The 22,663-nt window shown below is 71.7% G+C and carries 23 protein-coding genes; 11 read left to right on the top strand and 12 right to left on the bottom strand.

Going from position 1 to position 22,663, the window contains the following annotated elements:
- Positions 1-38: 38 nt before the first annotated feature.
- Positions 39-1,091: a hypothetical protein gene (locus OG866_RS40855; protein ID WP_329342693.1), complete on the bottom strand. Its 1,053-nt coding sequence runs from the start codon at positions 1,089-1,091 to the stop codon at positions 39-41.
- A 276-nt stretch (positions 1,092-1,367) separates the two neighbouring features.
- Between OG866_RS40855 and OG866_RS40850 the strand changes: the two genes are divergently transcribed.
- From OG866_RS40850 to tgmB, 3 genes are all read left to right on the top strand, one after another.
- On the top strand, positions 1,368-1,655 hold the full coding sequence (locus tag OG866_RS40850; RefSeq protein ID WP_329342692.1) for a YkvA family protein: 288 nt from the start codon (positions 1,368-1,370) through the stop codon (positions 1,653-1,655).
- A 190-nt stretch (positions 1,656-1,845) separates the two neighbouring features.
- Positions 1,846-2,037, top strand: a complete 192-nt coding sequence (gene tgmA, locus OG866_RS40845; RefSeq protein ID WP_329342691.1) for a putative ATP-grasp-modified RiPP — start codon at positions 1,846-1,848, stop codon at positions 2,035-2,037.
- A gap of 16 nt (positions 2,038-2,053) precedes the next feature.
- The gene (gene tgmB, locus OG866_RS40840) at positions 2,054-3,031 is read left to right on the top strand and encodes an ATP-grasp ribosomal peptide maturase (protein ID WP_329342690.1); all 978 of its coding nucleotides are present in this window, start codon (positions 2,054-2,056) and stop codon (positions 3,029-3,031) included.
- A 3-nt stretch (positions 3,032-3,034) separates the two neighbouring features.
- On the opposite strand, the gene OG866_RS40835 is transcribed toward tgmB, so the two are convergent.
- Positions 3,035-3,253 carry a hypothetical protein gene (locus OG866_RS40835; RefSeq protein ID WP_329342688.1) on the bottom strand — a complete coding sequence of 73 codons (219 nt, stop codon included), beginning with the start codon at positions 3,251-3,253 and terminating at the stop codon, positions 3,035-3,037.
- A gap of 102 nt (positions 3,254-3,355) precedes the next feature.
- Positions 3,356-3,811, bottom strand: coding sequence for a hypothetical protein (locus OG866_RS40830; RefSeq protein ID WP_329342686.1), 456 nt, complete (start codon positions 3,809-3,811; stop codon positions 3,356-3,358).
- Positions 3,812-3,980: 169 nt separating this feature from the next.
- Here OG866_RS40830 and OG866_RS40825 point away from each other — a divergent pair, with 169 nt between their 5' ends.
- Positions 3,981-4,958: a GlxA family transcriptional regulator gene (locus tag OG866_RS40825; protein ID WP_329342684.1), complete on the top strand. Its 978-nt coding sequence runs from the start codon at positions 3,981-3,983 to the stop codon at positions 4,956-4,958.
- A gap of 7 nt (positions 4,959-4,965) precedes the next feature.
- Here the strand turns inward: OG866_RS40825 and OG866_RS40820 are convergent, their stop codons facing one another.
- Positions 4,966-5,154: a DUF5133 domain-containing protein gene (locus OG866_RS40820; RefSeq protein WP_329342682.1), complete on the bottom strand. Its 189-nt coding sequence runs from the start codon at positions 5,152-5,154 to the stop codon at positions 4,966-4,968.
- A gap of 236 nt (positions 5,155-5,390) precedes the next feature.
- Between OG866_RS40820 and OG866_RS40815 the strand changes: the two genes are divergently transcribed.
- A complete protein-coding gene (locus OG866_RS40815) occupies positions 5,391-5,738 on the top strand; it encodes a hypothetical protein (RefSeq protein ID WP_329342681.1) in 348 nt (115 codons plus the stop codon).
- Positions 5,739-5,842: 104 nt separating this feature from the next.
- Here the strand turns inward: OG866_RS40815 and OG866_RS40810 are convergent, their stop codons facing one another.
- Both OG866_RS40810 and OG866_RS40805 read right to left on the bottom strand, forming a co-directional pair.
- On the bottom strand, positions 5,843-7,615 hold the full coding sequence (locus tag OG866_RS40810) for an ABC transporter ATP-binding protein (RefSeq protein WP_329342680.1): 1,773 nt from the start codon (positions 7,613-7,615) through the stop codon (positions 5,843-5,845).
- Positions 7,616-7,710: 95 nt separating this feature from the next.
- The gene (locus OG866_RS40805) at positions 7,711-8,568 is read right to left on the bottom strand and encodes an aldo/keto reductase (protein WP_329342679.1); all 858 of its coding nucleotides are present in this window, start codon (positions 8,566-8,568) and stop codon (positions 7,711-7,713) included.
- 266 nt (positions 8,569-8,834) lie between these two features.
- Here OG866_RS40805 and OG866_RS40800 point away from each other — a divergent pair, with 266 nt between their 5' ends.
- Entirely contained in the window at positions 8,835-9,722 is an 888-nt protein-coding gene (locus tag OG866_RS40800) for a Gfo/Idh/MocA family protein (RefSeq protein ID WP_329342677.1), read from the top strand.
- Between the two features lie 166 nt (positions 9,723-9,888).
- Here OG866_RS40800 and OG866_RS40795 read toward each other — a convergent pair whose 3' ends face one another.
- Genes OG866_RS40795 through OG866_RS40785 form a run of 3 tightly spaced genes read right to left on the bottom strand, consistent with a single transcriptional unit; the run spans position 9,889 to position 12,148 of the window.
- Complete coding sequence (locus tag OG866_RS40795) at positions 9,889-10,851, bottom strand: phosphotransferase enzyme family protein (RefSeq protein ID WP_329342675.1); 963 nt, start codon at positions 10,849-10,851, stop codon at positions 9,889-9,891.
- A 46-nt stretch (positions 10,852-10,897) separates the two neighbouring features.
- A complete protein-coding gene (locus OG866_RS40790) occupies positions 10,898-11,224 on the bottom strand; it encodes a hypothetical protein (protein WP_329342674.1) in 327 nt (108 codons plus the stop codon).
- A gap of 33 nt (positions 11,225-11,257) precedes the next feature.
- Entirely contained in the window at positions 11,258-12,148 is an 891-nt protein-coding gene (locus OG866_RS40785; protein WP_329342673.1) for a GNAT family N-acetyltransferase, read from the bottom strand.
- A gap of 254 nt (positions 12,149-12,402) precedes the next feature.
- On the opposite strand from OG866_RS40785, the gene OG866_RS40780 reads away from it, so the two are divergent.
- A complete protein-coding gene (locus OG866_RS40780; protein ID WP_329342671.1) occupies positions 12,403-13,479 on the top strand; it encodes a PP2C family protein-serine/threonine phosphatase in 1,077 nt (358 codons plus the stop codon).
- Here the strand turns inward: OG866_RS40780 and OG866_RS40775 are convergent.
- Positions 13,466-15,715 (bottom strand): MMPL family transporter, encoded by a 2,250-nt coding sequence (locus tag OG866_RS40775; RefSeq protein ID WP_329342669.1) that lies wholly within the window; start codon positions 15,713-15,715, stop codon positions 13,466-13,468. The genes OG866_RS40780 and OG866_RS40775 overlap by 14 nt on opposite strands.
- A 141-nt stretch (positions 15,716-15,856) precedes the next feature.
- On the opposite strand from OG866_RS40775, the gene OG866_RS40770 reads away from it, so the two are divergent.
- Entirely contained in the window at positions 15,857-16,063 is a 207-nt protein-coding gene (locus tag OG866_RS40770; protein WP_329342667.1) for a hypothetical protein, read from the top strand.
- 36 nt (positions 16,064-16,099) lie between these two features.
- Here OG866_RS40770 and OG866_RS40765 read toward each other — a convergent pair whose 3' ends face one another.
- Positions 16,100-17,230 (bottom strand): sulfite oxidase, encoded by a 1,131-nt coding sequence (locus OG866_RS40765; RefSeq protein WP_329342665.1) that lies wholly within the window; start codon positions 17,228-17,230, stop codon positions 16,100-16,102.
- Between the two features lie 137 nt (positions 17,231-17,367).
- On the opposite strand from OG866_RS40765, the gene sthA reads away from it, so the two are divergent.
- The 3 genes from sthA (at position 17,368) to OG866_RS40750 (ending at position 21,505) form a co-directional block, all read left to right on the top strand.
- Positions 17,368-18,777: a Si-specific NAD(P)(+) transhydrogenase gene (gene sthA, locus OG866_RS40760; protein WP_329342663.1), complete on the top strand. Its 1,410-nt coding sequence runs from the start codon at positions 17,368-17,370 to the stop codon at positions 18,775-18,777.
- Positions 18,778-19,067: 290 nt separating this feature from the next.
- On the top strand, positions 19,068-20,540 hold the full coding sequence (locus tag OG866_RS40755; protein ID WP_329342661.1) for an APC family permease: 1,473 nt from the start codon (positions 19,068-19,070) through the stop codon (positions 20,538-20,540).
- Between the two features lie 11 nt (positions 20,541-20,551).
- Positions 20,552-21,505 (top strand): hypothetical protein, encoded by a 954-nt coding sequence (locus OG866_RS40750; protein ID WP_329342659.1) that lies wholly within the window; start codon positions 20,552-20,554, stop codon positions 21,503-21,505.
- 6 nt (positions 21,506-21,511) lie between these two features.
- On the opposite strand, the gene OG866_RS40745 is transcribed toward OG866_RS40750, so the two are convergent.
- Positions 21,512-22,651, bottom strand: a complete 1,140-nt coding sequence (locus OG866_RS40745; RefSeq protein WP_329342658.1) for a HoxN/HupN/NixA family nickel/cobalt transporter — start codon at positions 22,649-22,651, stop codon at positions 21,512-21,514.
- Positions 22,652-22,663: the final 12 nt, after the last annotated feature.

Here is a 22,663-nt window from a genome sequence, read left to right as displayed (position 1 = left end):
GGCGCCATGACCATGCCGGTGACTGGGCGTACGGGTCGTCAGTTCGCCGTGCGCTGCGCCTCCGCGGGCAGCCGTTCGGCCGGGTTCAGGCCCGCGGGCGGGGCCGCCGCCGGCCGTACGACCAGGGCAATGAGCGCGGCGAGGGCGGCGCACACGGCGGCCGGTCCGGCGGCCCAGGCCGGGGCGAGGGTGAGGTCGAGCGCCCGGGACAGCCGGCCCGCGTCGAAGCGGGCCGCGTACAGCTGGGCCGCGGCCAGGGCCGCGGGCACCAGGACGGCGAGCGTGAGCACCGCAGCCGTGGGGCGCACGGTCACCAGCAGCCCGAGGAGCAGGCACAGACCGGCCAGGCCGAGGACGAGGCCGTAGCGGCGCAGGGAGACACCGTCCTGATGGACCGGGAAGTACGCGACGGCGCAGAGGAACAGCGCCACGGCGGCCAGCCGTACGAGCCAGGCCGGCGGGGCTCCGCGCAGGCGAGCCCGTGCGGTGCCCGGCACCGGTGTCCCGTCGGCCGCCACGGGGGCGGCCGCCTGCGGCGGTCCGTCGGGTTCCGCCGCGTCGGCGGGCCGCGGTGGGTGGGTTCCGCTGCGTTCCTCGGCCAGCCGGCCGATCAGCTCGACGAGTTCCTCGACGGGCCGGCCGGTGGCGGCCGCTCGGACCGCTTCCTGACCGCAGTGGGGTTCCAGCGGGGCCTGCTGGAGGAGGGCCATCAGCCGGGTCACCTCCTCGACGGGGCGGGACTCGGCCGCGGCGCGGATCGCCTCGTCGGCTCCGGAGGCGTCCCGGGGCGGCCGGGTCAGCAGGACCACGAGCCGGGTGACGTCGTCCACGGAGCGGTGCACGCCGACCGCGCGGAGCGCGTCGGCCGTGGCCCGCGCGTACAGCGGGGACTGCTCCAGCAGGGTGATGAGCCGGGCCACCTCGTCCAGGGGACGGTCGGCCACGGCGGCACGTACGAGGCCGTCGACCGGATCGCCGTACGCCGCAACGCTCCCGTCCGCTGGCTCCCCGGCCGGTGTGAAGGGGCTGATCGGCTGTGTGGGGGATATGGCGGGGTCGTTCGACTGGGGTGTTGACGGGCGACTGGTCATGCGCGGCTCTCCAAAGGAGTGGGATGCGGCCCGCCGCTACTGCGCCCCCGAGGCGCGAAACGCAACATTACGGTGACCATTACTAGGTGTTCGAGGCTGCCCGTGCCACTCGGATGCGCCACGGGTATGACGGCCGCCCGCCGCCCGCACCTCCGCACTCCCACTGTTGTTCGATGGCATCGGTTCGGAGCCGGTGGGCCATACCCGTGGCCGGAGCGGGAATCCGTGAAGACGTGTACACAACCCGATACCGCGCACCCGACATGAGGAGGGACCGTGGACACGACCTCCACCGTGGTCGTCGCCGCAGCGGTGCTCGCGGCGGTTCTGCTGGCCGTGGCCGTGGTGGTCTTCGTACGACTGCTGCGCGCCCGGCGGGATTTGCGGCGTGCGGGGTTGCCGACCGGTCCGCGCTGGGTCTTCTGGGGCGCCCTCGCCTACTTCCTGCTGCCGACCGATGTGCTGGTCGACCCGGTCTATCTGGACGACATCGGCGTGCTGTTGCTCGCTCTGCGCAGCATGCGCGCGTATGCGGAGCGTGACGACTTCGGCGATACCACCTGATCACCCGCCCCAAGTCCCTCACCCGCCTCCCCCGTCCCCGAACCCCCAACGACCTCTGGTGACACAGAGTAAGGAAACCAATCACTCGTTCGATTCGTATAAGTCTCAGGAAGCCGACGGCAGTCGGCTCCCCGAGCGACGGTGCAAGTGACCATCGCTGGTTCGGCGCAGAACCCACGAGGGAGAGACGATGCAACCGTTCGCGCTCAACTACGCCCGTCCGGCAGCACAGTCGGAGGCCACCGCTCCGTATGTGTACGACTCCGGGCGGCAGTTGAACGTGCTTTCGGACGGGCGGATAGCCGCCCATGACCTGGCGTTGCTGAGAGAGTTGGGCACCACGACCTCCACAGCCGGTTCGAAGACGCACTTCGACGACTGAACACGGACCAGCGCACATGACTGTGTTGATCCTGACCTGTGAAGCGGACGTGACGGCCGACATGGTGGTCGTCCAACTCCACGCGACCGGGGTGCCGGTGGTCCGGCTGGACCCCGCCGACCTGACCGGTAACGTGGCGCTGTCCGGGGAGTACGTGCACGGCTCCTTCCGGGGCCATCTCTCGTCGGGGGGCCGGCTGGTGAGCATCGGCGGGCTGCGGTCCGTGTGGGTGCGCAGGCCGGGCACGGCGGCGACCCGGGCGGCCGAGCCGTCCGACTGGCTGACGGAGGAGTCCTCACAGGCCCTCTACGGCATGCTGCGCAGCTCGCGGGCGCGGTGGATGAACCATCCCGACGCGGCCCGCCGGGCCCGGCACAAGCCCTGGCAGCTACGGCTGGCCCAGCACTGCGGGCTGCCCGTTCCCGCGACGCTGATCACGACGTTCCCGCAGGCCGCCCGCGAGTTCGCCGAGCGGTACCCGGATCTGGTGGTCAAGCCGGTGTCGGGGGCGCATCCGCAGGACCCGCCGCGGGCGGTGCCGACCAGCAGGGTGGCGCCGGACGCGGACTTCGACGCCGTGGCGTTCGGTCCGACGCTGCTTCAGCGCCGGATAGCCAAGCGGGCGGACATCCGGCTCACGGTGGTGGGTGAGCGGATGCTGGCCGCGCGCAAGCCGACGGCGGCGGACGAGAGCGAGGTGGACGTCCGTTTCGCCTCCCCGGACCGTCCGTGGCGCGCCACGGATGTCCCGCCGCGGGTCGCCGACGCGGTGCGCGGCTATCTGAAGGGCGCCGAACTGGCCTACGGCGCCTTCGACTTCGCCGAGGACGCCGACGGGACGTGGTGGTTCCTGGAGTGCAACCAGTCGGGGCAGTTCGGCTTCGTGGAAGTGGAGACGGGTCAGCCGATCGCGCGCACCATCGCCGAGTGGCTGGCCCGTCCGGTGCCCGACGAGGGGGCTCGGGTCAACGGCGTGAACACCGCGCTGACCTGACCCTCACAGCTGTCCGGGGCCGGGCATGAGCGCGTTGCGCTGCCATCCCGGGGGTGGCGGCGGTGAGGGCAGTTCGCCGAGATGGGCACGGCTCATGGACTGGAGAGGCTGCATGACGAACTCCAGTTCCCTGCTGACTCGCTCGGCCTCCCTGCGAACCTGAGTGGGTATGTCGCCGCGCTCCGCGATGAGTCGGTCATAGATGGGGGAATCCTGGAACACCCGTCAACGTGCCTTTCGTGTCACGGCCCACAGGTATGGGCACGGCTGTCGAGTCTAGGCGCCCGTGCACACTGCGGGGTGAATTCCACCGTTCGGCTTGACTCAGGCGCCCGTCGTGGAGCCGGGCCGGATGATCATGAGGACGGTGACCGTGGCCCACAGCAGATTGAAGATGCCCGTGAACATGGCGAGTTGGACGGTGCCGGCCCGCTCGACGGACCGGCCCGCGTCGAGCTCCTCGAGAAGTTCCGCCTGCCGGGGCAGGACGAAGGCGACGAGGACTCCGGCCGCCGCGGCGGTCAGCGCCATGGACGTGGTCAGCCAGCCGCTGCCCAGCACGCCCATCGCGGCGGCGGTGGCGAGGCCGAGGAGGGGCACGGCGAGGCCGAGACCGGCGTAGACGCGGCAGATGCGGTGCAGCAGGGCCACGGTGCCCGCGCCCGCCGGGTGCTCGCCCGCCCGGCGCACGGCGGGCGGGAACATGCTGGCCGCGACGGTGACGGGGCCGACGGCGACGATGGCGGCCAGGACATGGAGGGACAGCAGGAGCTTGGTCATCGAGTGAGGTCCAGGGTCGGTCGTGCAGGGTCGGCGGCCCACGTTAGGGATCTTCCTGGGCGGCGCACAGGGGCTGGAACGACAGGGACCAACGGATTCCCGCCAAGCCGCCCCACCAGCGATTCCCTCTCAGCCCCGGGGTGACAGGGCTGGCGGGAACCTGCCTATCGTGGCCGTCATGCACACCGTGGCGATCCTGGCTCTCGATCTGGTGGTGCCGTTCGACATGGCGGCGCCGATGCAGGTCTTCGACTGGACACGGCTGCCCGACGGCCGAAGTCCCTACCGGGTCCGGCTCTGCGCCCTGACGCCGGAGGTACGGGCCGACGGGGGCTTCTCGCTCCGCGTGGAGCGCGGCCTGGAGGCGCTGGCGGACGCGGACACGATCATCGTGCCCGGCTGCTCCCCCGAGGCGGGACCGGCCCCCGCCGCCGTCCTCGACGCGCTGCGGCGGGCGGCGCAGGCGGGGACCCGGATCGCCTCGGTGTGCGTGGGTGCGTTCACCCTCGCGGAGGCCGGGCTGCTGGACGGGCTGCGCGCCACCACCCACTGGGTGGCCGCGGGCGAACTGGCCCGCCGCTTCCCCCGGGTCCGGGTGGAGCCGGACGTGCTCTACGTCGACAACGGGCGGATCCTCACCTCGGCGGGTGCCGCCGCGGGCCTCGACCTGTGTCTGCACATGATCCGGCGCGACTTCGGTTCGGCCGTGGCCGCCGACGCCGCGCGGATGTCGGTCATGCCCCTCGAACGGGAGGGCGGGCAGGCCCAGTTCATCGTGCACGACCATCCGCCCGTGCCGCGCGGCTCGACCCTCGAACCGGTCCTGGAGTGGATCGAGGACCACCTGGCCCAGGAGATCACCCTGGGCGCGCTGGCTTCCCGGTCGGGGATGAGCGAACGCACCTTCAGCCGCCGGTTCCGTGAGCAGACCGGCACCACACCGATGCAGTGGCTGCTCCGGGCGCGGGTGCGGCGCGCCCAGTACCTGCTGGAGAACAGCGACCATCCGATCGAACGCATCGCGCGGCAGGCCGGATTCGGTTCCCCGACCGCGTTCCGCGACCGGTTCCGGCGCGTGGCCGGAACCAGCCCGCAGGCCTACCGTGCGGCGTTCCACGGGGCGCCGCGGTCCCCGGCGCCCCGCTGAACCCGGGCTACAACAGGGCGTCCGCCTTGTCGAGGGCGTCGTGGACGGCGGTGGCGCCCATCAGGACGCACAGGGTGTAGCTCACGTCCTCCAGCTCCCTCGCGACTACGACGTCTCCTCGCTCCGCGTGGGCGATCCGGAGTGACGCGTACTGCGTGAGCAGCTTCCTGACGACCTTGGGGTCCGGCACGAGCACGAAAGGCCCCTCTCTCCACGATCCGTTGGGCGGGAACCGGCGACGAAGCGGTCATATCTCCCGCTCCCCGGCCCGCAATTGACGGAATCCTGGCTGTCCGTGCCCGAGTACCGCTCGATTCCGGCCTGCGGGAAACCCACAGGAGTGACGTTCCGGCGACCCTGGAACCGACCCGCTTCCCCACGGGCCGTCGGCAGTTGAACAGGGGGCAGACCCCCGCACGAACGGTGTACGCCATGAACTGCCTCCCCCGCCTGCTCTGCGCGCTCTACGTCGCCACGAGTGCCGGACTCTCCTGGACTGCGGTCCTTCAGTACCGGCACGGCCCCACCTGGGCTGTGTATCTCTGCGCCGCCGCGAGCCTCGTCCCGGTCATCGCCGTCGTCCGCGAGGCCGAATGGCACGAGCTCACGCGGGCCGGCCACGCCGGTTCGGTGACCGGGCTCGACATCGCCGAGGCCGTCGACGACGACGTCGTACAGGCCGAACTCGACGCCGCGTGCTGCGAACGCTGGTGGACGAGTTGCGGCACCGACCACGACACGCGCTGCCCGCACCGCGTCCCGCGCAGCAGCGCGGCCTGAGCCGGCCCACCGGCACCACCCGCGGGCCGTTTCCCTCCGTCTCCCGTCGGTCGAGGCCCCGCTCCGCGTCAGCGGGACCTCGACCCGGCCTCGACCGACGGGCCTCAGGCGACCTGCCCGCTGTGCAGCGCCGTGTACGCGCCGCCCCTGCGCAGCAGTTCCTCGTGCGTGCCGATCTCCTGGATACGGCCCTCGCCCATCACCACGATCCGGTCCGCGCCCCGCACGGTGGACAGCCGGTGGGCCACCACGAAGGTGGTGCGTCCGCGCAGGAGCCGGGCGAGGGCCTCCTGGACCAGCGCCTCCGAGCGGGTGTCCAGCGCCGAGGTGGCCTCGTCGAGGACGAGGACCCGCGGGTCCCGGATCAGGGCGCGGGCGATGGCGAGCCGCTGCCGCTGGCCGCCGGACAGCCGGGCCCCGCGCTCGCCGACGACCGTGTCCAGGCCCTGCGGCAGCCGGTCGACGAACTCCAGTGCGTTGGCGTCGCGCAGCGCCGCGCGCACGGTCTCCTCGTCGGCCTCGTCCTCCATGCCGTAGGCGACGTTCTCCCGGATCGTGCCGTCGAACAGGATGGACTCCTGCGGCACCACCGACACGAACCGCCGGTAGGTGCGCAGGTCGAGGTCGTTCATGTCGGTGCCGTCGAGGAGCAGTCGGCCCGAGGTCGGGCGGATGAAGCCGATGACGAGGTTGAGGACGGTGGACTTGCCCGCGCCGGACGCCCCGACGAGGGCGACGGTCTCGCCGGGCCGTACCGAGAGGGTGAAGTCGTGCACGGCGGGCCGCTCACCGGCCCCGTAGGTGTGGCCGACCCGCTCGAAGGCGACGGCGCCGCGGACCTCGCCGACCTCGGACTTGCCCGCGTTGTCCTCCAGTTCGGGCGCCTGGAGGACCTCGCCCACCGAACGCACCGACTCCAGGCCCTTGCTGATGACCGGCGCGAGACCGGCCAGCGTCGTCGTGGAGTTGGTGAGGGTGGTGAGGAACGCGCTGAGCATCACCACGTCGCCGGGGGTGACGCCCCAGACGTCGTAGTACGACACCAGCGCGGCGCCCGCGAGGACGAGCACACCGACGACGTTGAGCACCACCCAGGCCAGCGAGCCGAAGCGGCCGTTGACGAGGTCGAGGCGGTTGCCCGAGGTGAGCAGCCGGTGCAGGGTGCCGTCCATCCGGCGCAGCGCCTTGCGCTCCAGGCCGTGGGCACGGGTCACGGGGATCAGCCGGGTCATCTCGGTCACCCGTGACGACAGGGTCTCGACCTCGTGCCGGAAGTGCTCGTTGTGGGTGCGCAGCCGAGCCCTGAGGCGGGCCACGACGAGGGCCGCGGCGGGGACGACGACGAGGAACACCGGCAGGAACTCCGGGGTGCGGATGCCGATGATGACGAGGCCGCCGATGAGGACGGTGCCCGCGCCGAGGCCGGTCTCCGCGGTCTGCTGGACCATCTGCTCGACGGTCTCCACGTCCCGTACGACCTTGGCCTGGAGCACGCCCGCGCTGACCCGGGAGTGGTAGCCGATGGAGAGCTGCTGCATGCGGGTGCACAGGGCGGAGCGCAGTGAGGTGCCCATGCGGCGCACGCTGCCGTACAGGAGACGGACGTACAGGATGTGCAGGGGGTAGTTGACCAGCAGGATCAGCAGGATGATCCCGGTGCTGAGCCAGAGATCGGTGATCGGCCCGTGCTGGACGACGGTGTCGATGATGGAGGCGGTGATCAGCGGGAGCAGCCAGACGGGGCTGTGCTTGACCGTGAAGATGCCGACCGCCGCGGCGAGGCGGCGACGGTCGGCGCGGAACAGGTAGGCGAGGGTGCGGATGGGGTGCTCGCCGCGGTAGCGGTGGTCGAGCGGTCTCTCCAACGGCGAGGCCATTGGTGGTGGTCCTTCCCAGGGTTCGGGTGGTCAGGCGGGAACTCCATCAGGGCCCGCCCGGCTGGGCAAGCGCTTTCTGCCCTGGCTTCCTGGAGCTACACCTGGTCGAGAGCCGCGATCTCCTCGGCGCTCAGGATGAGGTCGGCCGCGGCGAGGGAGTCGAGGATGGTCTCCGGCCTGCTGGCACCCGGGATCGGTACGACGACCGGCGACTTGGCGAGCATCCAGGCCAGGCACACGCGCTGCGGGCTCACCCCGTGCGCCTCGGCGATCCGGGCGAACGGCGCGTAGGCGGAGCCGAGTTCACGCGCCCGGGAGATGCCGCCGAGGGGGCTCCAGGGCAGGAAGGCGATACCGAGTTCGTCGCACAGCTCCAGCTCCGGCTCGCTGGAGCGGAAGGCCGGGGAGAACTGGTTCTGCACGGAGACCAGGCGTCCCCCGAGGATCTCGTTCGCCTGCCGGATCTGCTCCGGGTTCGCGTTGGAGATCCCCGCCCTGCGGATCTTGCCCTCGTCCAGCAACTCCCGTACGGCACCGACGGAGTCGGCGTAGGGCACCCGGGGGTCGGGACGGTGGAACTGGTAGAGCCCGATGGCCTCGACGCCGAGCCGGCGCAGCGACGCCTCGCAGGCCTCCTTCAGATGGCGCGGGCTTCCGTCGAGGGTCCAACTGCCGTCGCCGGGGCGCAGATGGCCGCCCTTGGTGGCGACGAGGACGTCCGCACCCCGGTCGTGGGAGGCGAGGGCCTTGGCGATCAGGGTCTCGTTGTGGCCGACCTCGTCGGCGCCCAGGTGGTAGGCGTCCGCGGTGTCGATGAGCGTCACGCCCGCGTCGAGGGCGGCGTGCAGGGTGGCGAGGGAGCGGGCCTCGTCCGGGCGCCCCTCGATGGACATGGGCATCCCGCCCAGGCCGATGGCGCTGACCTCGACGTCACCGATGCGTCGCGTGTGCATGGGAATTGGCCTCTCTGCGGCTGCCGTGCGGGGCTGGGGTGTCCGGTGGGCCGACAGGGAAACGTGCCTCCGGACACGCGTTCCAGCCTGAACCGGTCCTGGCCCGCAGGTCCAATAGAAGAAAGAGAACGCATTCAGCACCACGGGGACTGAATCGCGGGGCACGTCGACCGGTATTCTGTCCGTCTCCCCGATCCGCTTGCGCGGGCTTCGGGTGTGTGTGGCACGCTCGCCCTCGACCAGCGAGGACGGCGAAAGGCGGCGGCATGCGCATCGGACTGCTCGGTACCGGCCCGTGGGCCGAGGGGGCGCACGCGCCCGCCCTGAGCGAGCACACGGAACTGGACTTCGCCGGGGTGTGGGGCCGTCGCCCGGAGGCCGCGAAGGAGTTGGCGGGCCGGTTCGGCACCCGGGCCTACGACGACGTCGACGCGCTGTTCGCCGACGTGGACGCCGTCGCGGTCGCGCTGCCGCCCGAGGTGCAGGCCGATCTGGCGGTGCGGGCCGCGCGGGCGGGCTGCCATCTGCTGCTGGACAAGCCGCTCGCGCCGACGGTCGAGCAGGGCCGGGCCGTGGTGGCGGCGGTACGGGAGGCCGGGGTCGCCTCGGTCGTCTTCTTCACGACACGTTTCCAGAGCGTGACCGAGGCGTGGATCACCGAACAGGCCGCGAGGGAGGGCTGGTTCACCGGTCGGGCGGAGTGGCTGGGCGCGGTGTTCACCACGGACAGCCCGTTCGGGGCGTCGCCGTGGCGGCGGGAGAAGGGGGCGCTGTGGGACGTGGGCCCGCACGCCCTGTCGGTGCTGCTCCCGGTCCTCGGCGACGTACGGCGGGTGGCGGCGGCCGCGCACGGTCCCGCGGACACCGTGCACCTCGTCCTGGAGCACACGGGTGGGGCGTCGAGCACCCTCACCCTGAGCCTCACGGCACCGCCCGCCGCGGCCGGCGCTGCCGTCGAACTGCGGGGCGAGGCGGGGGCGGTGTTCCTGCCGAGGAGCCCGGAGGGCGCGGTCCCCGCCCTCGGCCGCGCCGCGGACGCCCTGCTGGAGGCGGCCCGCACCGGCCGACCGCACCCGTGCGACGCGGTGTTCGGACTGCGCGTCACCGAGATCCTCGCCACGGCCGAGACGCTACTCGGCGACGACCGAAGCTGACCCGCGCGACGGGGGCGCCGGCGGCCGAATCTTCGTCCGCACGACCACGGCCCACCCGCGCATCGGGACGACCGCGGCCGGGCCTCATCGCCTCGGCCGAACCCCCTCACCAAACCACGGCTTGACCGTGGCCCGGTCTCCTCGCGGAGACCGGCGCGGTCGTGCCTCAGGCCGTGACGGTCTCCGCGAGGCGGGTCATGGCGGCCACGTCCGGCAGGGTCGCCAGGGTGTCGACGACCCTGCGGCTCGCGAACTCCCGTTGTGCGGCGGTCACCTTCGGGTCGATCGCGCACTCGGCCTGGACGTACACGAAGTTCAGGTCCGTGGCGAAGAGCATCGAGAAGGAGTCGAGGCCGGTGATCCTGGCGGGGCCGCCGGCGTCCCGGTAGGCCCGGGTGACCCGGCGGGCGGCGTCGGCGGAGAAGGCGTTGCCGCCCGCCCACCGGTAGAGGACACGGGCGAGTTCGCGGTCCGCCGCGACGGGGCCCGCGTTGTCCCAGTCGATGAGGGTGGGTCCGGCCGGGCCGACGAGGACGTTCTGCGGCTGGAGGTCGAGATGGGACGTCACCACGCCCTCCGGTCCTGACGGGCTGACGTGCCGCGCCAGTTCGGGCATCCGCGTGTCGAGGAACCGGCCCAGCGCGTCGGACCACGGCACTCCGGCCTGGCGCACCTGCTTCGACAGCCTGGTCCAGTCGGCCTCCTGGGGAGACTCCTCGTACCACGCGTTCGGTGTCTCGGTCGTCCCCTCGCCGGCCCGGTGCAGGATCGCCAGCGTCCGCCCGCACCAGTTCAGGATCTCCGGATCGGCGGGATCCGCCTCACCGCCGCCGACCCAGTCGTACACCTTGACGCAGGAGCCGTCGAGTTGTGTGACATGGGCGCCCGCGCGGTTGGCCAGGAGCCGGGGCGCGGAGACCCCCAACTCCTCGGCGGCGTCCCGCAGGGCGGCCTCCCGTCGTACCTGTTCCGTGTCGCAGCCGAAGAGCAGTTCCTTCACCGCCCACGTGGTGCCGCCGCCCGACAGCCTCCAGATCTGTCCCAGCGCGCCCCGGGCGACGGGGGACATGGTCCACGGCCCGTCGCCGAGTGCGTAGTGGTCGGCGACGGCTTCGGCTGCTCGCTGCACAGGGTTCCTCTCCACGGTCGGCCGTCCAAGATCCCAGGCTCGGCGGCTAGGCGTCGAACGGTTTGTCGCTCCACCGGAACCAGGCCCGGTCGCCGTCGATGTGCAGCAGGAACTCGGGGACCGGGCCGTCCGGCGAGGCCAGCGACACCCGTCGCCGGATCTCGTCGTGGACCCGCTCCCACTCGGCCCAGTGACCGTCGTCGTCCCGTTCGGCCAGGGCGAGTTCCCGGGCGAACAGTTCTCGTACGGCGTCGTAGGCCGGCCCCGCCGTGAAGTGGCCCGAGAGCCAGGGGAAGTCGGCGTCGTCGATGAGGATCTCCCCCACCGGCTCGTCGCCGCCGCGTACCTGCCAGACCTGGCCCTCGAACCCCACTGCGCCTCCGTCACCCGGTGCCGATGGTCTGGCTCACCTTGTCAGATGGAAGTTGACCCGCTCCCGGGTCACGGGATAGCCGGCCTTGGCGAAGTGCGCGGCCATGGGGAAGTTGCCCTGGTCGGTGGCGGCGACGATGTACTCGGCGCCCTGCTCGACGAGGTAGTGGGTGCACTCGGTCAACAGGTCGTAGGCGTAGCCGTGTCCGCGCTGTTCCGGTACGACGCCGATGAAGGCGACGATCGGGGCCTGGTGGTTGCGCGCGGGGATGTGGAGGCCGGCCAGTTCCCCGTCCCGTGTGCGGGCGACCTGCCACCACTCGCGCGGGGAGGGGCACCAGCGGAAGAAGTCCAGTTCCTCCTGGGCGGCCCGGTCCAGGCCCCCTTCCTCGGCGGCCTTGGCGCTGTGCGCGTCGAGGGTGACGGAGTGGATGCGGCGCAGGGCGTCGAAGAAGACCGCGTCGTCGGGCTCGGGGCCGAAGACGAGGCGGCCGGGGCGCTCGGGCAGACCGCACTCGGGCGTCCAGCGGTAATGGAAGCGCTCGACGAGGAGCTCGTACCCGGCAGCTCGCGCGGCGGCGAAGCGGGCCTCGGCCTCGGCACGCAGGGCCGGGTCCTCGCGCCAGCCGGGCGGAAGGCTGAAGTCGATGTCGACGCGCCAGGGGGCCGTGCGCAGGAGTTCCGCCGCGGCCTCCGTCTCGCCCTCGGCCATGTCGAGGCGGTCGACGCAGAGGGGTTCGGTGTCGTCGGGGCCGCCCCACCAGGCGGCGCGGGCGACGATCCGGCCGTCGCGCAGGGCGACGCGCTGCCAGTCGGGGCGGTGCCGGGTCAGCGGGTGCGCGGCGCGCACGCCGAGCGGGTCGGGCAGGGTGTCGAAGTCGTGAACGGTGCTCTCGTCGAGCGGGCGGATGACCAGACCGGTCATGGATTCCTCCGGGATGCGGACTGCGTGGAGCGCTCCCGGGAACTCAGACACGCACGCCCGGGGCAACGGGAAGGGAGCGCTGGATGTGGGTGAACTGCACGGCACTCGCCTCCTTCCGTCGGGCCTGGGGCGTGACGGGGACACGTTAGAAGATCGGTCGGCCCACGGTCCAGGGGTTTTCGCAGCGGCGGCCGGAGCGTCTGGCCACGGCCCCTCGGCGTGCGCCCCGCCTCCGTCCGGTGGACCGTGGAGGCGTGGGCAAGCAGTGGGAGCCGGAGCGGCGGAGCTGGCTGCGCGGGGCGCCACCGCCCGGGTGGGTGCGGGTGCTGCCCGCCGCGCTGCTGGGCGGGGTGTGCGCGGCGACTCTGGCGAGCCCGGACCCGTTGGACATCGGCTTTCTGCTGGGCGCCATCCCTCCGCTGGCCGTGCTGTCGTACGGCCCGGCGGCGACGGCCGTGCTCGGCGCCCTCGTCGTGACCGTCCTTGTCGTCCCGGCGTTCCGGCTCGACGACCCCGGCAGCGCCGACCTGCTCACCGTCGCCTTCGTCTCGGCGCTGAGCGTGGTCGTGTCCTTCGTGCGCAGCCGCCGGGACGCCCAGCTGGTCACCGAGCGGGCGGTCGCGGAGGCCGCGCAACGGGCCGTCGTGCCGCCGTTGCCCGAGCGGGTCGGGCCGGTACGGTGCGTGGGGCTGTACCGGGCGGCGCAGCGCGGGACGCTGGTCGGCGGCGACTTCTTCGACGTACGCCAGGGGCCGCACGGTGTGCGGGCGGTGATGGGGGACGTGCAGGGGCACGGGCTGGCGGCCGTCGCCACGGTCGCCTCGCTGCTGGGGGCGTTCCGGGAGGCGGTGCTGGACGAGCCGGATCCGGAGTCGGTGGCGGCGCGGCTCGACCGCCGGCTGATGGTGGACTCGGCGGACGTGGCGCACGCCGAGTTGTTCGCGACCGCCGTGCTGTTGGACTTCGCCGCCGACGCCCGGGCCGTGCGGATCGTGGTGTGCGGGCATCCGCCGCCGGTGCTGCTGCGCCAGGGGCGGGCCGTCGAGCTGGAGGTGGCGGCCGGGGTGCCGCTGGGTCTTGGGCTGGCCGACTCCGGGCGTCCGACCGGGCTCACCGTGCCGTTGCGGCGCGGTGACCGGCTGTTCCTGGCGTCCGACGGGGTCAGCGAGGCCAGGGGCGCGAGTGGGGTGTTCTACCCCCTAACCGAGCGGCTCACGGGCTTCCCCGACCTCGAACCGGCGGTCCTGGTGGAGCGGGTGTGGCGTGATCTGCTCGTCCACTGCGGGACCGCCGTGGACGACGTGACGATGCTCGTCCTCAGCCCTGCATGACCTTCGGCTGCACGGCCGCCGACTCCTGGTCCCCCTCGGCGTCGATGTGCGGCAGGATCCGGTCCAGCCACCGCGGTGTCCACCAGGCGTGCCGGCCCAGCAGGGTCATCACGGCGGGCACCATCAGCAGCCGCACCACGGTCGCGTCGATCAACACGCTCACCGCGAGGCCCAGTCCGAGCATCTTGACCACGATGTTGTCGCTGACGATGAACGCGGCGAACACGCTCACCATGATCAGTGCCGCGCAGGTGATGACCCTCGCGGTGATCTCCAGCGCATGGGCGACCGACGCCTTTGCGTCCCGGGTGCGCAGCCAGGCCTCGTGGACGCGGGACAGCAGGAAGATCTCGTAGTCCATGCTGAGCCCGAAGATGATCGCGAACATCATCATGGGCACATAGCTCTCGATGGGCACCTTGCCCGAGACGCCGAGCGCGGGCCCGCCCCAGCCCCACTGGAAGACGGCGACGACGACCCCGTACGAGGCCGCGATCGACAGCACGTTGAGGACGGCCGCCTTCACGGCGACGAGCAGGCCTCGGAAGACGGCCAGGATGATCAGGAAGGCCAGGGCGACCACCACGCCGATGATCAGCGGCAGCCGGCCGGCGACGATGTCGCGGAAGTCGACCTGTGCGGCCGTCGTCCCCGTGACATAGCCCTGTGCGTCGGTACCGGAGACCGCGGCGGGCAGGGTGTCGTCCACCAGCCGGTTCGTCAGGTCCGTGGTGTCGGCGCTCTGCGGGGACTGTTTCGAGTAGACGGTGCCGATCAGGACGTCGCCGTCCTTGGTGGTGGTGAGCGGGGTGACCGAGGCCGCCCCGGACACGCCGTCGAGGGTCTTCTGGGCCTGCGTGGCGAGGGTGGAGCGCTTCGAGGACGAGACGGAGGTCTGGTCGATGACGACGGTGAGCGGGCCGTTCGAGCCGGGCCCGAACGCGTCCGTCATCAGGTCGTAGGCGCGCCGGTCGGTGAAGGAGGTGGGGTCGGCGCCGTCGCCGATGTGGCCGAGCTGGATGGAGAACACCGGGATGGCGAGGACGACCACCGTCACCACGCCCGCGGCCAGATAGCGCAGGGGGTGGTGTTCGACGCGCTGGGCGTAGCGGTGCCAGGTGCCCTGCGGGGTCTCCCCCGCGGCGGCGTCGGTCTCGGCGACCGGGCGGCGCACCCGGTAGCGGTCGATGCGGGTCCCGATGAGGCCGAACAGGGCGGGCACCAGCGTCAGCGCGCCGAGCACGGCGGACACGACCGTCACGGCCGCGGCCAGGCCGAGTTTGCTGATGAAGGTCACACCGGACGCGGACAGCCCGCCGAGCGCGACGATGACCGTGCAGCCGGAGACGAGGACGGCCCGGCCGCTGGTGGCGTTGGCACGGCCCGCGGAGACCACCGGGTCGGCGCCGTCCATGAGGTTCTGCCGGTGCCGGGTGATCTGGAACAGGGCGTAGTCGATGCCGACGCCCAGACCGATCATCGTGGCCAGGGTCGGCGAGACGGTGGCGAAGGTGAACGCCGCGGCGAGCAGCCCCAGGCAGGCCAGTCCGCCGAGCACACTGAGCAGCGCGGTCACCAGGGGCAGTCCGGCGGCGATCACACTGCCGAAGCCGATGAGCAGGACGACGATCGCGACCGCGAAGCCGATCAGTTCGCTCACCCGGTCGTCGGCTGCGGGCCGCGCCAGCTCGCCGAGCGGTCCGCCGTACTCGACGTCGGCGCCGGCCGCCCGCAGCGGCTGCACCGCGCTGTCCACGCCGTGCAGATAGTCGTCGCCGAGGGTGGAGGGCTGGACGTCGAAGCGGACGGTGACGTACGCCGTCTTCGCGTCCTTGGACAGCGGTCCGACGGGCGAGGTGGAGGCGGTGAGCGGGTTCTGGACGGCCAGGACGTGCGGCAGCTTCTGGAGGTCGCCGACGGTCGTGGACATCTGGGAGTCCAGCGAGGTCAGCGCCTTCTGCGCGTCGTGGACGACGATCTGGCTGCTGTAGCCGCCGGCCGCCGGATCATGCTTCTTCAGCACGTCCAGGCCCTGCTGGGACTGCACGTCCGGCAGGGAGAAGTTGTCCTCGTACTCGCCGCCGACGGACCGGTTGAGAACCTGGAGGGCGACGATGGCGACGAGCCAGGCCACGAGGACGACGGCGAAGTGGCGGGCGCACCACTGCCCCAACCGCCGCAGTCCCCCGGTGGCGACGGGCCTCCCGCCCCCTGGCGTGCTGCGGGTGGGTGACATGGCATCGACCTTTGCTCGCTACCCCCATTAGACGCCCGCCCCATCTGGTCGGCACCCCGGGCACGGGCTCTCCGGATGCACACCGCGCCCGCCGGGTGAATGGTGATATCGGACCCGATGACGACCCGAGGAGCACCCATCATGCCGACGTCACAGCCCGGCGCGTCCGGGCCCGCCGAGGACCGCGCCACCCCCGACGCCCTGCTCCACACCCGCACCGGCACCGAGGTGTCGGCCGAGGACGTGGTGCTCGCCGCCGGCCGGGACCTGACCCCGCGCAATCTGGAATGGGCCAGGCGCAAGCTGGAGAGCGAGGGGCCCGCCGCGCTGGAGAAGCTGCTGCCGTAGCCCGCACGGCCTTCCCGGCCCGGCACGCGCCGGGCCCTAGTTCTCCGCGTCCTCGTCGAGGCACAGCACCGGCACCCGCTGGACGAGGTTGACGGCGAAACCGCCACGGTTCCAGGGCTGATCCAGGGGCTGGGTGTGTCCGTCGGCGTCGCTCGCCCGGGCGCTCAGCGTGTGCTCGCCGGGCGTCGCCGTCCAGGTGGAGCGCCAGCGGCGCCACGCCCACCGGTGCCCGCCGTCGGGCTCCAGGTCGGCCTCCTGCCAGGTCCGCCCGGCGTCCGCGCTCACCTCGACCCGGGTCACGGGTGCCCGCCCCGACCAGGCGCGCCCCTCCAGCGGCACCGGACCGGGCCTGACCACCCGGGTCCGGGACATGAAGTCCGGGAAACCCGGGGGGACCAGCAGGGCGCGCGGCACGATCCGGGTGACGGGTTCACCCTCGTCGCCGGGGTCCTGGCGCAGCCGGTAGGCGACGGACTGCTGGAAACCCGTGAACTCCGTGTCGACGACGGTCACCTCGCGCAGCCACTTCACGTGCGCCATGCCGTACCAGCCGGGCACGACCAGCCGCAGCGGGCGGCCGTGCTGCGGCGGCAGCGGGGCGCCGTTCATCGCGTACGCCACCAGCACCTCCGGCTCGGTGCCGGTGGCGGCCCCGATCGGCAGGGCGCGCCGGTAGTCCTGCTCGACGCCCCGCTCCACGCCATGGTCCGCGCCGGTGAACACCACGTCCACGGCGCCGGGTTCGACCCCCGCCCGCTCCAGCAGCAGCCGCAACGGTACGCCGGTCCAGTCGGCGGTGCCGACGGCCTCGACGAGCCAGGGCTGGCTCACCGGGCGGGGCGTCAGCAGGGCCCGGCCGTTGCCCGCGCACTCCAGCGTCACCCGGGTGGTGACCTGGGGGAACGCCCGCAGATCGGCGGGGGTGAGGCGGAGCGGCCGGCGAACCAGGCCGCCGACGGTGAGCGGCCACCGCGTGTCGTCGGGGACGTACGGGATGTCGTAGTGCGTCAGGACGTAGTGCAGGCCCGGCGGGGTGACGTCGTAGCGCAGGGCTTCCAGGGGCAGACCGTGGTTGCGGGTGGCGAGGGCCAGCTCGTCGTGGCCGATGCCCTCGTCGGGGGCGGCCAGCCGGGCGGGGGTGCTCGCGTCGCCGATTCGATGACCCATGACGGCATTGTCACGCCGAGGGCCGGGTTCGGCACCCCGCTCGGCACCCGCTCGGCTCCGGCGGCTCAACTGATCATCCGCGCCGGTGAGTTGCTCGGTCTTCCGCAGCGCACCCTCGGGCTGTCAGACTCCTGAGGGTGCCTGACTTCGACTTCGACCTGCTCGTCATCGGATCCGGTCCGGGTGGCCAGAAGGCCGCCATCGCCGCGGCCAAGCTGGGCCGCCGGGCGGCCATCATCGACCGCCCCGACATGGTCGGCGGGGTCTCCATCCACACCGGCACCATCCCCTCCAAGACCCTGCGCGAGGCCGTGCTGTACCTCACCGGTCTGACCCAGCGCGATCTGTACGGGCAGAGCTACCGGCTGAAGGAGGACATCACCGTCTCCGATCTGACCGCGCGCACCCAGCACGTGGTCAGCCGCGAGGTGGACGTCATCCGCAGCCAGCTCTCCCGCAACCACATCCCCCTCTACGCCGGAACCGGCCATTTCGTCGACCCCCACACCGTCGCCCTGCGCGAGGTGACCGGGCATGAACGGCTGCTGAGCGCCGAGCACATCGTCATCGCCACCGGTACCCGGCCGGCCCGCCCGGACAGTGTCGAGTTCGACGGGCGCACCATCATGGACTCCGACAACGTCCTCGCCCTGGAGCACGTTCCGCGCTCGATGGTCATCGTCGGCGCCGGGGTCATCGGCATGGAGTACGCGTCCATGTTCGCCGCGCTCGGCAGCAAGGTCACCGTGGTGGAGAAGCGGGCCGGGATGCTCGACCTGTGCGACGTCGAGGTGATCGAGTCGCTCAAGTACCACCTGCGGGACCTGGCCGTGACCTTCCGGTTCGGGGAGACGGTGGCCGCGGTGGAGCGGCATCCGCGGGGCACGCTGACCGTCCTGGAGAGCGGCAAGAAGATCCCCGCCGACGCCGTGATGTACTCGGCGGGCCGCCAGGGCCTCACCGACGACCTCGACCTCGACAAGGCGGGCCTGTCGGCGGACCGGCGCGGGCGGATCACGGTCGACGAGTTCTACCGCACCGAGGTGCCGCACATCTACGCCGTAGGCGATGTCATCGGCTTCCCGGCACTGGCCGCCACCTCGATGGAACAGGGGCGCTCGGCCGCGTACCACGCGTTCGGGGAGCCGGTCGGGCGGATGCACCACCTCCAGCCCATCGGTATCTACACCATTCCCGAGATCAGCTTCGTGGGCCGGACCGAGGACCAACTCACCGAGGAGAGCATCCCGTTCGAGGTCGGTATCTCCCGTTATCGGGAGCTGGCCCGCGGCCAGATCATCGGTGACTCGCACGGCATGCTGAAGCTGCTGGTGTCCCCCGAGGACCGCACCCTGCTCGGTGTGCACTGCTTCGGGACCGGCGCCACCGAGCTCATCCACATCGGCCAGTCCGTGATGGGCTGCGGCGGCACGGTCGACTATCTCGTCGACGCGGTGTTCAACTACCCGACGCTCGCGGAGTCGTACAAGGTCGCCGCTCTCGACGCCACCAACAAGCTCCGCCAGATCGACCGCATCGGCGACTGACCCGCCCCCCGACTCCGCCCCGGGCAACGCCCCTGACCTGCGGCGGAGTTGGAAACGGGAGATTGCCCTCCGCCCCATCTTGAAAGGCCGACGGGTAGGGCTATCATCACTCGCACACACGGTGTGACCGTCTGCCGACGCAGTGCTGAACGGTGTCTGCCGCCCCCCTTTGTGCCGCCCCTTGCCCGAGGCCATCCCTCGTCGTGGGAGGCGGGTTCCACCCCCCCACCCCCCTTACGCCGTCGGGACCTGGTCGTCCCTGCGTCGTGCACGACGGAAAGCAGCAAGTCATGAGCAACAACAGGGGCAGAGGGCTACAGGCCAACGCCCTCGGGACCTTCGACACGGTGGTGATGGCCGTCGCGGGCAGCGCCCCGGCGTACTCGATCGCCGCCACCACGGCCGTCCTCGTCGGCTCGGTGGGCCTGGCCAGCCCCGCCGCCCTGCTGTACTGCGCCATCCCCATGCTGGGCATCGCCCTGGCGTTCAGCTACCTCAGCCGCATCGACGTGAACGCGGGCGCCAGTTACTCCTGGGTGGGCCGCACGCTCCACCCGTTCCTCGGCTTTCTCAGCGGCTGGGCGCTGGTGGTGTCGGCGACCATCTTCATGGTGGCCGGTTCGCTGCCCGCCGGTTCGATGACGCTGGCTCTGTTCGACGGGGAACTCGCCGACAACACCGCGTTGTCGACGCTGGTCGGCGCGGCCTGGTTCGTGGTGATGCTGCTGGTGGTGCTCGGCGGCGCCCGGCTCACCGTCCGCGCCCAGTTGCTCATGTCCGGCATCGAACTCGCCATACTCGCCCTCTTCGCGGTGCTGGCCCTCTTCCACTCGGACAACGCCCGCGCCTTCGACTGGTCCTGGCTCGGCTTCGGCCAGTTCGACGGCGTCTCGGGCTTCGCGTCGGGGGCGCTCATCGCGGCGTTCTACTACTGGGGCTGGGACGTCACCAGCAATCTCTCCGAGGAGACCCGCAACAGCCGTCGTACGACCGGACTCGCGGGCCTGATCGGGGTGGGCATCGTCTTCCTGCTCTTCGAGGCCTTCACCATCGCGGTGAACGTCGTGCTGTCCTCGCGGCAGATCGAGGAGAACGACGCCAACGTGCTGTCGGTGCTGGGCGAGGAGATCTGGCCGGGCTGGGGCGGCAAGCTGCTCGTCGTCGCGGTGATGCTGTCGACCATCGCCACGCTGGAGACCACGCTGATCCAGGTCACGCGTTCGCTGTTCGCGATGGGCCGCGACCGTACGATGCCGTCCGCGCTCGGCAAGGTGCACCGCCGGTGGAACACGCCGTCGGTGGCCATCAGTGTGGTCGGTGTGGTGGCGCTGGTGATGCTCATCGCCTCCAACCTGCTGGGCACGGTGGGCGACATCCTCTCCGACGCCATCTCGGCGATCGGTCTCCAGATCGCCGTGTACTACGGGCTCGCGGGCCTCGCGGTCGTCGTCGCCTACCGCAAGATGCTGCTGAAGTCGGCGGCCAACTTCCTGCTCGGCGGCCTGTGGCCGCTGCTGGGCGCCGTGTTCATGTTCTGGATCTTCATCGAGTCGCTGAGCGAGCTGAGCGCCGCCGCGATCACCATCGGCATCGGCGGTCTGGCCGTCGGGGTGCTGCCGATGCTCTGGTACTGGCGACAGGGCAGCGACTACTACCGCCCCGCCAAACTCGACGCCACGCACACCGTCGAGGCGGACTACGTCCCCGAGGGTGTCGTGGTCGCGCAGTCCCGTGTCCATCAGGGTCTCCCCACCGACTTCTGAGGGAGCCGGCCATGGTGAGAGACCGCTTCACCCTCGATTTCGACCCCGACTGCGGTGACATGGCCCTCAGCGACGCCCGCCATGACATCGTCATCGGCCGCTGGCAGGGGCTGCGGGAACTGCTGCGCACGACCGGCCCCGACTGGCTCAGCCGCGGCCACCGCGTCCGGCTGCTCGCGCAGGCCTGTGCGAGCAGTTCGACGGCCGAGTCATGGCTGGCCGCCGAGCCGCACAGCGGTGACGCGCTGGTGCTGCGGGCGGCGACGGAGGTGGCCCGGGCGTTCAATGTGGCGATCACCGCGGGCCGCGGGGTGCCGATCGACCAGCACCGCATCGACACCGCCGTGCTGTCCTGCCTCCAGGCCGCCGACGCGTATCCGGACGATCCCACGCCCTGGATCTCCCTGATCTCAGTCGCCCGCCTTTACCCGTCGGGGGTGCGCCGACAGGAACTGGCGCGCTGGTGGGACGAGTTGCACCGGCGCGACCCCTACAGCGTGGAGGGCCATCTCCAGATACTCCACTACTACTCCTCCCGCTGGCACGGCACGCACGGCCTGATGTACGACTTCGCCCGCGACGCGGCCGGGGTGGCACCGCCGGGATGCGCGCTGCCGGTCCTGGTCCAGTACGCCCGCGTCGAGGAGTACCGCTACGCCCTGGACGCGGCCAAGGGGCGCCAGTCGGCGGTCGGCCTCGCCGAGCACTGGACCCACGACGGCGCCGTCAGCGACGTACGCCGCACCTGGCAACGCTGGTTCGCCGACCGCCCCGGCACCACGATCGCCCCCGGCGAGCTGCGCGACCTCAACTACCTGACCCACGCGGCCTGTCACGGGGGCCTGACGGACATCGCGGGCACGCTCCTGCGCGTCCAGGGCCCGCGTGCCACCCGAACGCCCTGGTCGTACACGGGAGATGCGGAGAAGCAGATCCTGAAGTGGCGCAAGGACCTTCGGTCGTGAGCGGGGTCAGTCCGCGAGGTCGGTCGTCCATTTCTCCTCGATCCGGCCCACCTTCCACACCACCAGGGCGACGGCCCAGGTCAGCACGAACAGGGCTACGACCGCGAAGCCGAGGGTGTTGAGGTCGAGGCCAAAGATCCAGGTCCAGAACGGGCCGCGCAGGTCGAGCTTCTCGGCGAGCAGGCCGAGGAGTTCGACCGTGCCGATCAGGAGGGCCACGGCGACCGACAGGCCGGTGATGGTGAGGTTGTAGTAGACCTTGCGGACCGGCTTGGAGAACGCCCAGTCGTAGGCGAAGTTCATGAACGTGCCGTCGATCGTGTCCAGGAGGGACATGCCGGCGGCGAAGAGGACGGGCAGGCACAGGATCGCGTACCAGGGCAGGCCGGACGCCGCGCCCGAGCCCGCCAGGACGAGCAGCGCGACCTCGGTGGCGGTGTCGAAGCCCAGGCCGAAGAGGAGGCCGAGGGGGTACATCTGCCAGGGCCTGGTGATCGACCCCATGACACGGCCCAGGAGGCGGTTCATGAAGCCGCGGTTGTTCAGGTGCTCCTCAAGGGTGGCCTCGTCGAAGGTTCCCGCGCGCATCCGGCGGAACACCTTCCAGATCCCGGCCAGGATCACCAGGTTCATGCCGGCGATGACGTAGAGGAAGGTCCCGGAGACCGTCGTACCGATGAGTCCGGTGATGTCGTGGAGCGAGGAGCCGTCGTCGCGGACCGGGCCCGCGAGGGCCTTCACGCCCAGGGAGAGCAGGAACGTCAGGCCGAAGACGACGCTGGAGTGGCCGAGCGAGAACCAGAAGCCCACCGACAGGGGCCGCTGCCCCTCCCCCATCAGCTTGCGGGTGGTGTTGTCGATCGCCGCGATGTGGTCGGCGTCGAAGGCATGTCGCATGCCGAGCGTGTACGCGGTGACGCCGATGCCGACGCCGAAGGACTTCGTGCCGACGCTGTAGTGCTCGGGCGCGACGAGCGCGACCAGGGTGAACCAGCCGATGACGTGCAGGGCGAGGATGAACGCGGCCATCCCCCCGACCCTGATCCACTCCTCACGCGTCATCGAGCCGCGGACGCGCTGCCGTACCCCGGCCTTTCCGGTGGCCGGGGCGGGGAGGGGCGGAGCGGAGTCAGGGGCGACCGGCATCGGGAGGATCTC

Source organism: Streptomyces sp. NBC_00663, from assembly GCF_036226885.1.
Lineage (GTDB): Bacteria > Actinomycetota > Actinomycetes > Streptomycetales > Streptomycetaceae > Streptomyces.
This window is presented reverse-complemented; position numbering and strand designations above follow the sequence as displayed.

Bases quoted from the DNA above. Each gene is read 5' to 3' on its own strand.
- OG866_RS40855 (WP_329342693.1), bottom strand. From the start codon at position 1,091: ATGACCAGTCGCCCGTCAACACCCCAGTCGAACGACCCCGCCATATCC.
- tgmA (WP_329342691.1), top strand. From the start codon at position 1,846: ATGCAACCGTTCGCGCTCAACTACGCCCGTCCGGCAGCACAGTCGGAG.
- tgmB (WP_329342690.1), top strand. From the start codon at position 2,054: ATGACTGTGTTGATCCTGACCTGTGAAGCGGACGTGACGGCCGACATG.
- OG866_RS40830 (WP_329342686.1), bottom strand. From the start codon at position 3,811: ATGACCAAGCTCCTGCTGTCCCTCCATGTCCTGGCCGCCATCGTCGCC.
- OG866_RS40815 (WP_329342681.1), top strand. From the start codon at position 5,391: ATGAACTGCCTCCCCCGCCTGCTCTGCGCGCTCTACGTCGCCACGAGT.
- OG866_RS40810 (WP_329342680.1), bottom strand. From the start codon at position 7,615: ATGGCCTCGCCGTTGGAGAGACCGCTCGACCACCGCTACCGCGGCGAG.
- OG866_RS40805 (WP_329342679.1), bottom strand. From the start codon at position 8,568: ATGCACACGCGACGCATCGGTGACGTCGAGGTCAGCGCCATCGGCCTG.
- OG866_RS40800 (WP_329342677.1), top strand. From the start codon at position 8,835: ATGCGCATCGGACTGCTCGGTACCGGCCCGTGGGCCGAGGGGGCGCAC.
- OG866_RS40785 (WP_329342673.1), bottom strand. From the start codon at position 12,148: ATGACCGGTCTGGTCATCCGCCCGCTCGACGAGAGCACCGTTCACGAC.
- OG866_RS40775 (WP_329342669.1), bottom strand. From the start codon at position 15,715: ATGTCACCCACCCGCAGCACGCCAGGGGGCGGGAGGCCCGTCGCCACC.
- OG866_RS40770 (WP_329342667.1), top strand. From the start codon at position 15,857: ATGCCGACGTCACAGCCCGGCGCGTCCGGGCCCGCCGAGGACCGCGCC.
- OG866_RS40765 (WP_329342665.1), bottom strand. From the start codon at position 17,230: ATGGGTCATCGAATCGGCGACGCGAGCACCCCCGCCCGGCTGGCCGCC.
- OG866_RS40755 (WP_329342661.1), top strand. From the start codon at position 19,068: ATGAGCAACAACAGGGGCAGAGGGCTACAGGCCAACGCCCTCGGGACC.
- OG866_RS40750 (WP_329342659.1), top strand. From the start codon at position 20,552: ATGGTGAGAGACCGCTTCACCCTCGATTTCGACCCCGACTGCGGTGAC.
- OG866_RS40745 (WP_329342658.1), bottom strand. From the start codon at position 22,651: ATGCCGGTCGCCCCTGACTCCGCTCCGCCCCTCCCCGCCCCGGCCACC.